This window comes from Streptomyces glaucescens (assembly GCF_000761215.1).
Taxonomy (GTDB): Bacteria; Actinomycetota; Actinomycetes; order Streptomycetales; family Streptomycetaceae; genus Streptomyces; species Streptomyces glaucescens_B.
In genome coordinates, this window is the sequence record NZ_CP009438.1 from 1,857,971 (window position 1) to 1,870,385 (window position 12,415).

The 12,415-nt window shown below is 75.0% G+C and carries 14 protein-coding genes; 4 read left to right on the forward strand and 10 right to left on the reverse strand.

The window, feature by feature from the left end; genetic code table 11:
- Nucleotides 1-45: 45 nt before the first annotated feature.
- Nucleotides 46-1,833 (forward strand): glycoside hydrolase family 15 protein, encoded by a 1,788-nt coding sequence (locus tag SGLAU_RS08010; RefSeq protein WP_043499625.1) that lies wholly within the window; start codon nt 46-48, stop codon nt 1,831-1,833.
- A 4-nt stretch (nt 1,834-1,837) separates the two neighbouring features.
- Nucleotides 1,838-2,593, forward strand: a complete 756-nt coding sequence (locus SGLAU_RS08015; RefSeq protein ID WP_043499628.1) for an SDR family oxidoreductase — start codon at nt 1,838-1,840, stop codon at nt 2,591-2,593.
- A 144-nt stretch (nt 2,594-2,737) separates the two neighbouring features.
- Here SGLAU_RS08015 and amaP read toward each other — a convergent pair whose 3' ends face one another.
- Genes amaP through SGLAU_RS08040 form a run of 5 tightly spaced genes read right to left on the reverse strand, consistent with a single transcriptional unit; the run spans nt 2,738 to nt 5,059 of the window.
- On the reverse strand, nt 2,738-3,316 hold the full coding sequence (amaP, locus tag SGLAU_RS08020; RefSeq protein WP_043499629.1) for an alkaline shock response membrane anchor protein AmaP: 579 nt from the start codon (nt 3,314-3,316) through the stop codon (nt 2,738-2,740).
- A 4-nt stretch (nt 3,317-3,320) separates the two neighbouring features.
- Nucleotides 3,321-4,001, reverse strand: coding sequence for a DUF6286 domain-containing protein (locus SGLAU_RS08025; RefSeq protein WP_043499630.1), 681 nt, complete (start codon nt 3,999-4,001; stop codon nt 3,321-3,323).
- Nucleotides 3,998-4,378, reverse strand: coding sequence for an Asp23/Gls24 family envelope stress response protein (locus tag SGLAU_RS08030; RefSeq protein WP_043499633.1), 381 nt, complete (start codon nt 4,376-4,378; stop codon nt 3,998-4,000). The genes SGLAU_RS08025 and SGLAU_RS08030 overlap by 4 nt, the downstream gene beginning before the upstream one ends.
- Nucleotides 4,375-4,560 carry a hypothetical protein gene (locus SGLAU_RS08035; protein ID WP_043499635.1) on the reverse strand — a complete coding sequence of 62 codons (186 nt, stop codon included), beginning with the start codon at nt 4,558-4,560 and terminating at the stop codon, nt 4,375-4,377. Before SGLAU_RS08035 ends, SGLAU_RS08030 begins: the two co-directional genes overlap by 4 nt.
- 19 nt (nt 4,561-4,579) lie before the next feature.
- Entirely contained in the window at nt 4,580-5,059 is a 480-nt protein-coding gene (locus SGLAU_RS08040) for an Asp23/Gls24 family envelope stress response protein (protein ID WP_043499637.1), read from the reverse strand.
- An 88-nt stretch (nt 5,060-5,147) separates the two neighbouring features.
- Between SGLAU_RS08040 and SGLAU_RS08045 the strand changes: the two genes are divergently transcribed.
- A complete protein-coding gene (locus SGLAU_RS08045) occupies nt 5,148-5,870 on the forward strand; it encodes a hypothetical protein (RefSeq protein WP_043499639.1) in 723 nt (240 codons plus the stop codon).
- Nucleotides 5,871-5,931: 61 nt separating this feature from the next.
- Here SGLAU_RS08045 and SGLAU_RS08050 read toward each other — a convergent pair whose 3' ends face one another.
- The 4 genes from SGLAU_RS08050 to SGLAU_RS08065 form a co-directional block, all read right to left on the reverse strand.
- Nucleotides 5,932-6,735 (reverse strand): enoyl-CoA hydratase/isomerase family protein, encoded by an 804-nt coding sequence (locus tag SGLAU_RS08050; RefSeq protein WP_043499640.1) that lies wholly within the window; start codon nt 6,733-6,735, stop codon nt 5,932-5,934.
- Nucleotides 6,736-6,906: 171 nt separating this feature from the next.
- Nucleotides 6,907-7,128: a helix-turn-helix domain-containing protein gene (locus SGLAU_RS08055; RefSeq protein WP_043499642.1), complete on the reverse strand. Its 222-nt coding sequence runs from the start codon at nt 7,126-7,128 to the stop codon at nt 6,907-6,909.
- Nucleotides 7,129-7,593: 465 nt separating this feature from the next.
- Entirely contained in the window at nt 7,594-9,192 is a 1,599-nt protein-coding gene (locus SGLAU_RS08060; protein WP_043499644.1) for an ABC-F family ATP-binding cassette domain-containing protein, read from the reverse strand.
- Between the two features lie 91 nt (nt 9,193-9,283).
- Nucleotides 9,284-10,183 (reverse strand): hypothetical protein, encoded by a 900-nt coding sequence (locus SGLAU_RS08065; RefSeq protein ID WP_208868893.1) that lies wholly within the window; start codon nt 10,181-10,183, stop codon nt 9,284-9,286.
- Nucleotides 10,184-10,453: 270 nt separating this feature from the next.
- Here SGLAU_RS08065 and SGLAU_RS08070 point away from each other — a divergent pair, with 270 nt between their 5' ends.
- Nucleotides 10,454-10,867 carry a VOC family protein gene (locus SGLAU_RS08070; protein ID WP_043499646.1) on the forward strand — a complete coding sequence of 138 codons (414 nt, stop codon included), beginning with the start codon at nt 10,454-10,456 and terminating at the stop codon, nt 10,865-10,867.
- A gap of 42 nt (nt 10,868-10,909) precedes the next feature.
- Here SGLAU_RS08070 and SGLAU_RS08075 read toward each other — a convergent pair whose 3' ends face one another.
- On the reverse strand, nt 10,910-12,343 hold the full coding sequence (locus tag SGLAU_RS08075) for a hypothetical protein (RefSeq protein ID WP_208868894.1): 1,434 nt from the start codon (nt 12,341-12,343) through the stop codon (nt 10,910-10,912).
- Nucleotides 12,344-12,415: the final 72 nt, after the last annotated feature.

A 12,415-nucleotide genomic window follows, 5' to 3' on the forward strand; every position in this document is an offset into this window, starting at 1 on the left:
CCGCGGCCCCGATTGACCCCCGGGTCCGCCGGGAACCCGCACCCCGTGCATCCCCGTATCGAGGACTACGCGCTCATCGGCGACGAACAGACCGCCGCTCTCGTCGGCCGCGACGGCTCCGTGGACTGGCTCTGCCTGCCCCGCTTCGACTCGGCCGCCTGCTTCGCCAGGCTGCTCGGCAGCGAGGAGAACGGCCACTGGCGGCTGGCCCCCGACGGCGCCGAGGGCCCCTGTACCCGCCGCGCCTACCGCCCCGGCACCCTGGTGCTGGACACCGAGTGGGAGACCCCGCAGGGAGCGGTCCGGGTCACCGACCTGATGCCGCAGCGGGACCGCGCCCCCGACCTCGTCCGCGTGGTGGAGGGCCTGCGCGGCACCGTGACCATGCGCGGCACGCTGCGGCTGCGCTTCGACTACGGCTCGATCGTGCCGTGGGTGCGCCGCTCCGACGGGCACCGGGTGGCCGTCGCGGGCCCGGACTCGGTGTGGCTGCGCAGCGTCGGCGCGGTGCACACCTGGGGCGAGGACAAGTCGACCCACTCCGAGTTCACCGTGCGGGAGGGCGAGCGGGTCGCGTTCGTGCTCACCTGGCACCCCTCGCACGAGCCCCGCCCGCCGCTGATCGACCCGTTCGCCGCCCTGGAGTCGAGCGTCGCCGACTGGCGGGCCTGGTCGTCCCGCTGCCGCTACGACGGGCCGTACCGCGACGAGGTGCTGCGCTCCCTGATCACCCTCAAGGCGCTCACCTACGCCCCCACCGGCGGCATCGTCGCCGCCCCCACCACCTCCCTGCCCGAGGAGATCGGCGGGGTGCGCAACTGGGACTACCGCTACTGCTGGCTGCGCGACTCCACCCTCACCCTGGGCGCCCTGCTCGCGGCGGGCTACCGGGAGGAGGCCGAGGCGTGGCGTGAGTGGCTGCTGCGCGCGGTCGCGGGCGACCCGGCGGACCTGCAGATCATGTACGGCGTGGCGGGCGAGCGGCGGCTGCCGGAGATGGAGCTGCCGTGGCTGGCCGGGTTCGACGACTCGCGGCCGGTGCGGATCGGCAACGCGGCCGTCAAGCAGGTGCAGCTCGACGTGTACGGCGAGGTGATGGACACGCTGTCGCTGGCCCGGAGCGCGGGCATGCCGCTGCTGCCGGAGGCGTGGGAGATCCAGCGGGCCCTGCTGGACTTCCTGTGCCGCGCCTGGCGGGAACCGGACGAGGGACTGTGGGAGGTGCGCGGCGGGCGCCGGCACTTCGTGCACTCCAAGGTGATGGTGTGGGTGGCCGCCGACCGCGCGGTGCGGGCGCTGGAGCGCCACCCCGAACTCGAAGGGGACCGCGAGGCCTGGGAAGCGCTGCGCGACGAGGTGCACCGCGAGGTGTGCGAGCGCGGCTACGACCCCGAGCGGAACACGTTCACGCAGTCCTACGGCTCACGGGAGCTGGACGCCGCGCTGCTGCTGATCCCCCGCGTCGGCTTCCTGCCGCCGGACGACCCGCGGGTGCTGGGCACCATCGAGGCGGTCCGCGCGGAGCTGAGCCACGACGGTTTCCTGCGCCGCTACTCCACCGACCGGACGACCGTGGACGGGCTGCCCGGCGACGAGGGCACGTTCCTGGTGTGCTCGTTCTGGCTGGCCGACGCCCTGCACATGACGGGCCGCACGGACGAGGCCCGCAAGCTGTTCGAACGGCTGCTGGATCTCGCCAACGACGTGGGGCTGCTCTCCGAGGAGTACGACCCCGCCACCGGCCGCAGGCTCGGCAACTTCCCCCAGGCGTTCAGTCACATCGGGCTGGTGAACACCGCCTTCGCACTGTTCGGCGAGGAGCGGGCAGGATAGGGCCATGGATCTTGGACTGAAGGACCGGGTGTACGTCGTGACCGGGGCCACCCGCGGCCTCGGCAACGCCACCGCGCGCGAGCTGGTCGCCGACGGGGCGAGGGTGGTCATCACCGGGCGGGACGAGGAGACCGTCGCCGCCGCTGCGGCGGCGCTGGGGCCGGACGTGGCCGGCGTGGCCGTGGACAACGCCGACCCGGAGGCGCCGGCCCGGCTGATCGCCGCCGCGCGGGAGCGGTTCGGGCGGTTCGACGGCATCCTCGTCAGCGTCGGCGGGCCCCCCGCCGGGTTCGTGGCGGACAACTCCGACGAGCAGTGGCAGGCGGCGTTCGAGTCGGTGTTCCTCGGCGCGGTGCGGCTGGCGCGGGCCGCGGCGGCGGAGCTGGACGAGGGCGGTGTCATCGGTTTCGTGCTGTCCGGGTCGGTGTACGAGCCGATCGCCGGGCTGACCATCTCCAACGGGCTGCGGCCGGGACTCGCGGGCTTCGCCAAGTCCCTCTCGGACGAACTGGGGCCGCGCGGCATCCGGGTCGTCGGGGTGCTGCCGGGCCGTATCGACACCGACCGGGTGCGCGAACTGGACTCGCTGTCGGCGGACCCGGAGGCGACCCGCGCGGCGTCCGAGTCGCGGATCCCGCTGCGCCGGTACGGCAGGCCGGAGGAGTTCGGCCGCGCGGCGGCGTTCCTGCTCTCCCCCGCCGCGTCCTACGTGACCGGAGTCATGGTGCCGGTCGACGGCGGGGCACGGCACGGCTTCTGACGGGTGCCGGCCGGTGGCGGGCTTCGGCCCGGACGGGCGGGCGCGCGCCGTGACCCGGTGCGCGGCCGCGCCGTGACCCGGCGCGCGGCGGGGCGCTCCCGCCGGCGTGGGCGCGGCGCGGGCCGGGCCCGGTGCGCGGGCGGGTCAGCTGACGCGTTCGGCGCGGTGCTTGACGCCCCGTAGCCGCACCTTCGCCGGGAGGGCGGTCAGGCCCGCCGCGTCGCGGGCGTGCGCCAGGGTGCGGGCCGCGAGGTCCTGGAGGGTCGTTCCCGGGTCCACGTGCGGTTCCAGCAGCAACCGGACACGGGCCCGGGGTGCGGTGCGCCGGCCGGTGAGCCGGACCTGCGCGCGGGTGACGCCGTCCAGGCCGGCCGCCTCCGCCTCCAGGACCTTCTCCAGGGCCCGGCCCCGCACCTGGGCGCCCTCGCCGTCGCCGGTGTCGACCAGGACCTCGGTCAGCCGGCGCCGGCGCAGCGCCGCGGTGAGCCACCACAGGGCGAGCAGCAGCAGCACGGCGAGGACGGCGATCACGACGGGCCACCACCAGCCGGACTCCCGCCAGCGGGTCCGTTCGGCGTGGTCGAGCAGGACGTCGTGGCGGCCGCGGTGGATCCACCAGGAGGGCGCGGGCGCACCCAGGCCGACGGCGAGCACGGAGCCGCCGAGGGCGAGGAGGACCAGCCCGACGAGACCGAGCAGGACGCGGTTGACGGTTCGTGCCATCGTCTCAGCCCTTCCGTCCCGGTCGCCGGACACGCACGGACAGCCGCGGCGGCCGGGCCAGGCCCAGTGCCGCGATCGCCGCGGTGAGCGCCGCGTCGAGTTCGGCGCGTACGTCGTCCAGGTCGCGGAAGTGGGAGACCGCGCGGACGACGGCCTTGCGGCGGCCCACCGACGCCCGCGCCGACTGCACCCCGGAGACCTCCATGGCCCGGTCCCGCAGCACCATCGCGGCGGCCGGCCGGTCCAGGGCGGCCCGGACGTCCGGATGGGTCCGCCGCATCGGCAGCAGACCGCGCAGTCCCGGTGTGACGGCCAGAACGACGAGCCAGAGGCCGAGGGCGGCGACGACCGCCGCGCCGACGCGGACCCAGATGTCGTCCAGGGGCCGTTCGGCGAGTTGCCGGGCGAGTTCGCGGCGCCAGCTCATCACCGGCCGGCCGGCGCGGACCGCGGCGATGTCGTAGAGGAAGAGGCCCGCCAGGGCGAGCAGGAGCACGGCGACGACGGCCGCGGGAACGCGGCGCGCGGACCAGAAGCGGCGCCCGACACCGTGTCCGCCGTCCTGACCGCCGTCGGGCCCCGGCAGCGGATCGTGGCCGGCGGTCGCGCCCGGACCCTCCTTCTCCAGGACCGGCACGCGCCGGGTGCGGCGCCCGGAGTCCCGGCCGCCGTGGGGCTCGCTCATCGTGTCCTCCGCTGTGCCGCGCCGGGCGCCGCCGGCAGGTGCAGCTGTTCCACCTGGACGACGACCTCCGGCACCTCGAATCCCACCAGCGTGCGCACCCGGTCCAGGACGCGGCGGCGCACCGCGCCGCACCGCGCGCCGATGTCGGCGGGATAGTCCAGCTCCAGGTGGACACGGACGCGCGCGGTCTCGTGGTGGACCTCCACCGTGGCGTGCGGTGGCGACGCCCCGCTGGGCAGCGGGCCGGCCGCCTCGCGCGCCGCCTGGGCGGCGATCTTGGCGACGACCCGGTCGGCGATCCGCGTGGCGCCGCGCTCCCCCGGCGCTACGACCGGGGGGCGGGAGAACGCACCGGCCCCCTCGCTCACCGCGGTCACCGCCGCCGGTTGTCACGCGGACGGAAGAACTCGCCGAGGTCCAGGTCCCCCTCGGACAACCTGCCGACGAGGAACCCGATGGCGCCCAGTGCGGCCACCAGTACGAAGGCACCGAAGCCGCCGAAGTATCCGGCGAAGCCCAGCGCCATCCCGGCGATCATGCCGGCCACGGCCATGCTCATGCTGCGCTCCTACGGTGCGTCACTGGATCCGGGGCTCCGGCTGTTCCTCGTCCTCTTCGTCCGGGAGCTTGACGTCGCCGACCGCGATGTTGACCTCGACGACTTCGAGGCCCGTCATCCGTTCCACGGCGCCGATGACGTTCTCGCGGACATCGCGGGCGACGTCGGAGATCGAGACGCCGTAGTCGACGACGATGTCCAGGTCGAGCGCGGTCTGCCGCTCGCCGACCTCCGCCTTCACCCCGCGGGTCACCGATTTCGACCCGCCGGGCACCCGGTCGCGCACGGCGCCGAGCGTACGGCTGACGCCGCTGCCCATGGCGTGCACGCCGACGACGTCGCGGGCGGCGAGTCCGGCGATCTTCTCCACCACGCCGTCGGCGATGGTGGTCCGCCCGCGGGTGCCCGGGTCGCGCCGGGGCGACTTGCGGGTCTGCACGGGCGGCTCGTTCTCGCCTTCCGGAGTCTGCGCCCGGTTCCGGTCCGTCATATCGGTCATCGCCGTACGTTCCTCTCGGTTCGTCCTACTTCGTCCACGTTAAGCGCGGTTGCTCGTTCGCGCGCCAGGAATGCGGCAGGCTGGAGGAATGACGGCGGACCGGTGGACGCGGGCGGTACGGGAACAACTGGGACTGGGCAGGATCCTGCCTCTGGGTGACGCGCGTGACGGCGCGTGGATCGCGGAGGGCGCGGCGGGGACGGTGCTGCGGAACGCGGCGGACGTGGTGGCGGGCGTGCGGCTGGAGCGGCTGCGGATCGGCCTGGCCGACCCGGAGCACGCCCACGACGCGGCCGTACCGGCCCCGCCCAGCGCGCTCCCGCCGGGGCCGCTGCGGGTGACGGCGGAGTTCTCTGCCGCGGTGGCGTGGCCCCTGCCGGAGTCCGCGGCACGGCTGCGTACGGCGCTGGCGGCGGCCGCCGCCGGGCGGCTGGGCCTGCGGGTCGCGGAGGTCGACCTGCGGGTGACGGACCTGCTGGACGAGGAGCCCGAACGGGTGAACGTGCCGCCGCCGGAGCCGCCGGACGCGCGGGAGACCGCGGAGGGCGACGAGGCGCGCGCCGCGGAGGTGGCGCGCGCGGTGCCGGGGGTGGCCCGGCTGACCGGGGTGCTGGGCGGCCTCGGCCAGGGGGTGCACATCGAGGACCGGCCCGGCCCGGACCCGGCCCTGGCGCGCCGGCACGTCCGGCTGGAACTCGCCCTGCGTGCGGACCACCGGGCCGTGGAGGTGGCCCGCGAGGTCCGCACGCGGGTGAGCGAGGCACTGCGGGACCACCCGACGGTGGCGGTGCTGGTCACCTCCGTGGGGTGAGGAGCCGCCCGCGCGGGGCGGCGACCCGCGGCCGCCGCCCCACCGTCGGCCGCTCTTCCCCTCAGTCGCCGATGCCGGCCAGGTCGCGCAGGCGGCGGGCCTGGGCCTGGCGTTCGGCGCCGCGCTGCTCCTCGTAGGTGCGGTCCTGGGCACCGCGCAGCAGGGCCTTGGTCTCGACGACGGCGTCGCGCGGCGCGGCCAGCAGCGCGGTGGCCAGGTCGTGGACGGCGGCGTCGAGCTGGTCCATGGGCACGGCGATGTTCGCCAGCCCGGTGGCCACGGCCTCCTCGGCCAGGACGAACCGCCCGGTGGCGCAGATCTCCAGGGCGCGGGCGTAGCCGACCAGGCTCACCAGGGGGTGGGTGCCGGTGAGGTCGGGCACCAGCCCGAGGCTGGTCTCGCGCATGGCGAACTGCACGTCGTCGGCGACGACGCGCAGATCGCAGGCGAGTGCGAGCTGGAACCCGGCTCCGATGGCGTGGCCCTGGACGGCGGCGACGGACACGAGGTCGCTGCGCCGCCACCAGGTGAACGCCTCCTGGTACTCGGCGATGGTGGCGTCCAGCTCGGCGTCCGAGCCACGTGCCAGGTCGAGGAACGACGGCTCGCCGTCGAAGCCCTCGGGCGTGAACGCCTGCCGGTCGAGCCCGGCCGAGAACGACTTGCCCTCGGCGCGCAGCACCACCACGCGGACGCTGCCCGGCAGCAGCCGGCCCGCCTCGGCCAGCGCCCGCCACAGGGCGGGGCTCTGCGCGTTGCGCTTGGCCGGGTTGGTCAGCGTCACCGTGGCGATCGCGTCCTCGACGGTGAGCCGTACGCCGTCCTTGTCGAGTACCGGATCGATTACCGGGTCGAGCGAAGCCATGGGGCGCCTCCGATGGGTGCGGTCATCGTGAGTGCCGTGCCGTAGGGCGGGCACTCCTAAGTGACTGCACAGTAACCACCCGGGCGGCCCGGGGTCCCACCAGGTCCCTCGAAGGAACGCGGGGGACGACCGGCCGGGTGGCCACCAGCGAAGGCGCTGGGCCGCCCGGGATCAGGCCGACTGGGCCTTCTTGCCCCGGGTCGCCCCGCCACGCCCACGGAGCGTGACGCCCGATTCGCTCAGCATGCGGTGCACGAAGCCATACGAGCGGCCGGTCTCCTCGGCCAACGCCCGGATGCTCGCACCGGCGTCGTACTTCTTCTTCAGGTCTGCCGCGAGCTTGTCGCGCGCGGCGCCGGTCACCCGGCTGCCCTTCTTCAGAGTCTCGGCCACCCGTGCCTCCTCATGGGAAGTGCGCTCTGGTCTCCTCATGATCACCCCTCCGGGCCCACATGGCCACCCATTCGGCAAGGTCCGTGGATGAGGGTTGTGACGACAGGAGTGCGTCCCCACAAGCGGAATGCGGGCTTCAAGTCGTCGCGCCGGATACGACTGAATGGGTCGTTCCGCGAAGTGGCAGGTCAGAGACGTCCGACGGCCGATCCCTTGTCGACAAAGGGATCGGCCGTGAAATCGGTGTAGGACACACCATGGGATGAGGCGATCTCACACAGATGATGGATCACGGATCGTCCGAATGATCCATACGCCGTGGATCACCCCCGCGACCACGCCGGCCGACGCGAGTGGATCACCCCTGCGACCACGCCGGCCGACGGATGTGAATCACTGCTGCGGCCACACCGGTCCGGTGCGACCGGAGTGCCCCTCCGACCGCGCCGGACCGGCCGGTCCGGGTCAGGCCAGGGCGACCAGATCGGCGTAGTCCTGGCCCCACAGGTCCTCGACGCCGTCCGGCAGCAGGATGATCCGCTCCGGCTGGAGCGCCTCGACCGCGCCCTCGTCGTGGGTGACCAGGACGACCGCGCCCTTGTAGGTGCGCAGCGCGCCCAGGATCTCCTCGCGGCTGGCCGGGTCGAGGTTGTTGGTGGGCTCGTCGAGCAGCAGCACGTTCGCCGAGGAGACCACCAGGGTGGCCAGCGCGAGACGGGTCTTCTCACCGCCGGAGAGCACCCCGGCCGGCTTGTCGACGTCGTCACCGGAGAACAGGAACGAGCCGAGCACCTTGCGGACCTCCACCAGGTCCATGTCGGGCGCGGCGGAGCGCATGTTCTCCAGGACCGTGCGGTCCGGGTCCAGGGTCTCGTGCTCCTGCGCGTAGTACCCGAGCTTCAGGCCGTGGCCCTCGATCACCTCGCCGGTGTCGGGCTTCTCCACGCCCGCCAGGAGCCGCAGCAGAGTGGTCTTGCCGGCGCCGTTGAGGCCGAGGATGACCACGCGGGAGCCCTTGTCGATGGCCAGGTCGACGTCGGTGAAGATCTCCAGCGAGCCGTACGACTTGGACAGCCCCTCGGCGGTCAGCGGGGTCTTGCCGCAGGGCGCGGGCTCGGGGAAGCGCAGCTTGGCGACCTTGTCGGACTGGCGCACCGCCTCCAGGCCGGCCAGCAGCTTGTCCGCACGGCGGGCCATGTTCTGCGCGGCGACCGTCTTGGTGGCCTTGGCGCGCATCTTGTCGGCCTGCGAGTGCAGGGCGGCGGCCTTCTTCTCGGCGTTCGCGCGCTCGCGCTTGCGGCGCTTCTCGTCGGCCTCGCGCTGCTGCTGGTACAGCTTCCAGCCCATGTTGTAGACGTCGATCGTGGCGCGGTTGGCGTCCAGGTAGAACACCTTGTTGACGACCGTGTCCACCAGGTCGACGTCGTGCGAGATGACGATGAAGCCGCCGCGGTAGGTCTTGAGGTAGTCGCGCAGCCAGACGATCGAGTCGGCGTCGAGGTGGTTGGTCGGCTCGTCGAGGAGGAGCGTGTCCGCGTCCGAGAAGAGGATGCGGGCCAGCTCGACGCGGCGGCGCTGACCGCCGGAGAGGGTGTGCAGCGGCTGGCCGAGCACCCGGTCCGGCAGGTTGAGCGCGGCGGCGATGGTGGCGGCCTCGGCCTCGGCGGCGTACCCGCCCTTGGTGAGGAACTCGGTCTCCTGGCGCTCGTACTGCCTGAGCGCCTTCTCGCGGGTGGCGCCCTGGCCGTTGGCGATGCGCTGCTCGTTCTCGCGCATCTTGCGGATCAGGACGTCCAGGCCGCGCGCGGAGAGGATGCGGTCGCGGGCGAGGACGTCGAGGTCGCCGGTGCGGGGGTCCTGCGGCAGATAGCCGACCTCGCCGGAGCGGGTGATGGTGCCGGCGGCGGGGATGCCCTCGCCGGCCAGGCACTTGGTCAGCGTGGTCTTTCCGGCGCCGTTGCGGCCGACCAGGCCGATGCGGTCGCCCTTGGCGACACGGAAGGTGGCGGACTCGATGAGGACGCGGGCACCGGCGCGAAGCTCGATACCGGAGGCGGAGATCACGGACAGACTCCAGGGCGGATGGTGGGCGGGACGGGGGGCTTGAACACGTTCCCGCTGTCTAGTGCGCGAGGAGAATGGCCATGGGGCCAGTCTAACGGGGTGGTGCAACCACTTTTTCTGCGTCCGGATGTCCGGTCCGGGTGCCGTGCCCGCGCCCGGAGCGGCCGGGCGGCAGGGTGTTGCCGAGGGGGCGGCGGCGGGGCGCGATCCGGCCCAGGTCGTCCACGGCGACGAGCTGCGCGGTCCACGGGGCGGACGGCGCGCAGGGCTGGGCGAGCAGCAGCGCCCCGCCGTGCCGGACGGCGCGGGCGGGGGCGAAGGCACAGCCGCGGCGGGCGGGCAGTACCCAGCGCAGGTCGCCGTCGGCGACGCGGTAGGCGGTGACGCGGCGCGGGGTGACGACCGCGAGCATGTCCCGGCCCAGGGGGCGCAGCACGCCGGCGCCGCCCCGCGCGCGGAGCCAGCCGGCGGCGGCCGGGAGGGCGCGGTGCCAGCGCACGCGGTGGCCGTCGGTGTCCGTGACGAGCCCGTCGTCCCACAGGGTGATCGTCTCCCCGCGCGCGTGCAGCGCGGTCAGCGGGCGCCGGCCGTCGCGGGTGTGCCGCCAGTGGAGCGCGCCGCTGCGGGGGTCGCGGGCCTCCACGGCGCTCCCGTGGACGCGGGTGCGGACGGCGTGCTCGCCCACCGCGCGCGTGTGCACGCTGAGCCGGTCCCCGAACGGCGCCCGCCGGGCCTCGTGGGCGGCGGCCAGGAACGGGACGGCGGGGAGGAGGCAGAGCAGCGCGAGGAGCAGCCCGGCGCCACGCCGGTGCGGCCGCGGGTGCGGCCGTCGCGCGGGGCGGCGGAAGGGGCGCGGCCGCGGGGCGCTTCGGCGGAACGGGAAGGGGCGCCGGGCGAGGGGGCGCCGGGCGGCGCCGGCGGAAACCTCGGCGGGGGCGTCGCCGGGGGTGCCCCCGGCCGCTTCGGCCGCTCTCCCCGGCGGAAGGACCACTGCTTCCCCTTCCGGCCCTGGGGTACCGCCATGACAGCGGCAGAGCGTAGTCGGGCAGGGGGCGGGCGGGCGGACGCCCGGGGAGGGACACGCGGCGCGGGCGGGGGTGTGTCGCCCGTACGGCGGAGGCGGTCGTACGGGTGGCGGACGACCCGGGCCGCGGGGCCGGGCCGTTGCGGGCGGTCGCTGCGAGACTGAGGGACGTGGCGGTTCGCGGCGCACGCCGGCGGCCGCCGGCGCACTCGGTGCCGGGACGAGGGAGTGAGCGACATGGCAGGCACGGCCGACGGACGTCCGAGCATCTTCCCGACCCTGCTCTACGCGGACGCGAAGGCGGCGATCCGGCAGCTCACGGAGGCCCTGGGCTTCACCGAGCTGTCGGTGTACGAGGGCGAGGACGGCACGGTGCTGCACGCCGAGCTGGTGCAGGGCAACGGCGCGGTGATGATCGGCTCGAAGGGCCGCGGCGGCGTCTTCGACTCGGCGATGGAGGACGCGGGCCCGGCCGGGGTGTACGTCGTCGTGGACGACGTGGACGCGCACCACCGGCGGGCCGTGGAGCACGGCGTGGAGATCCTGATGCCCCCGACGGACCAGGACTACGGATCGCGGGACTACCTGGCCCGGGACGCCGAGGGCAACGTCTGGAGCTTCGGGACCTACGCCCCGCAGACCACGGGCTGAGCCGACGGGCCGGGCCCCGCCCCCTCGGTGCCCCGGCCGGTCTCAGCTGCCTCCGGTGTGCACCTGGAAGGCCGCCCGCCGCACCGCCTTGGCGAGGGCGGGGTCGGGGTGGGCCGCGGCCAGCGCGACCAGCACCTGCACCGTGCGGGGGTGGCCGACGGCCCGCACCTCGTCGAGCAGCGCGGGCACGGTCGGCTGCACCGCGGACTCCAGGTGCCGGACCAGCATCGGCGCCTCGCCGTGGTCGGCCACCGCGGCGGCCGTGTCGACCCAGAGCCAGGTGGCCTCCTCCCGGGTCAGCACCTCGTGGGCGTCCTCGGGGTCGGTTCCCTCGTGCTCGGCGAGCCACAGCAGCGCGTACGGCCGCAGCGTCGGCTCCGTCAGCACGGCGCGCACATCGGGCTCCGCGGGGGCGCCGACCACCCGCAGCGCCTCGAAGGCGAGGCCGCGCAGCAGGGCGTCGTCGCCGCGGGCGGCGTCCAGCAGCTCGGTGACGGCGCTGCCGACGGGGCGGGCGGCGAGCCACGCCCGGTACTCGGCGCGGGCCGCGTTGGGACGCAGCTGGGCGCAGCCGCGCAGCATGTCCTCGGCGGCGGCCTCGATGTTGCCGGCGGGGCTCTGGGCGGCGACGCAGATCTGCTCCAGCTTGACCCAGACCGCCCAGCTGCCCAGCGGGGTCAGGGTGGCCTGGCCGTCGCCGCAGGTGAGGGCGCCGACACAGGACAGGGCGTGCAGGGCCCAGTCGAGCAGCGGGGCGAGTTCGGCGTCGGCCGGGTCCGCGGGCTGTTCGAGGCCGGTGGCGGCGGCGGTGGCGGGGCGCGCGGGTTCGCGCTGGGGGCCGTACGGCACTTCGCAGCGCTCGGTGCGCAGCTCCCGCACCCGCTGCTGGAGCAGGTCGAGCAGCTGCTCGACGGGGACGGGCCCGGCGGAGAGCTGGAGGAAGGAGAGCACCTGCGGCATGGCCGAGACGACCTCGGCGACCGCGGCCGGCTCGTGGCCCGCGGGTTCCGGGTGGGCGAGCGACCAGGCGTCGAACAGGGCGACCCAGCCGCGCAGTACGGCGCTGTCGTCGCGGTCCCAGGCGCGCAGCCGCCAGCCGGGGCGGGCGCTGTCGCCGTGCACCTCGACGAGGCCGGCCAGCCGGGCGGTGTCCCAGTCGGCGCGGACCTGGGCCGGGGTCAGTCCCAGCTCGCGGGCGGCGCGTTCGGCGGTCGCGTCGGCGAGGGTGGCCTTGCCGTCGGAGGTCCCGCCCGTTCGGCCGGGCCGCAGGGCGGTGTCGGCCCAGCGGGCGACACGGGCGGCGCCGGCCAGCCTGGAGCGTGCCATTCCGGCCAGCTCCGAGGGGGCCGGGGTGCCCTCCGGCGGGCGCGGGGCGGGGCGGCGGGCGCGCCGCTGGTTCATCGCTCGGGGGGCGGCGGCCAGGGGTCGCGGGCGGACGAGTCGAAGCCTGGAGTCGCGCGGGATACGGGACGTCACGGGGGCAGTCTTCCGGTTGACGGTCCGAAAACCCAAACGGAATGTCACGGGGGGCGACGGGACTGGCCAAGG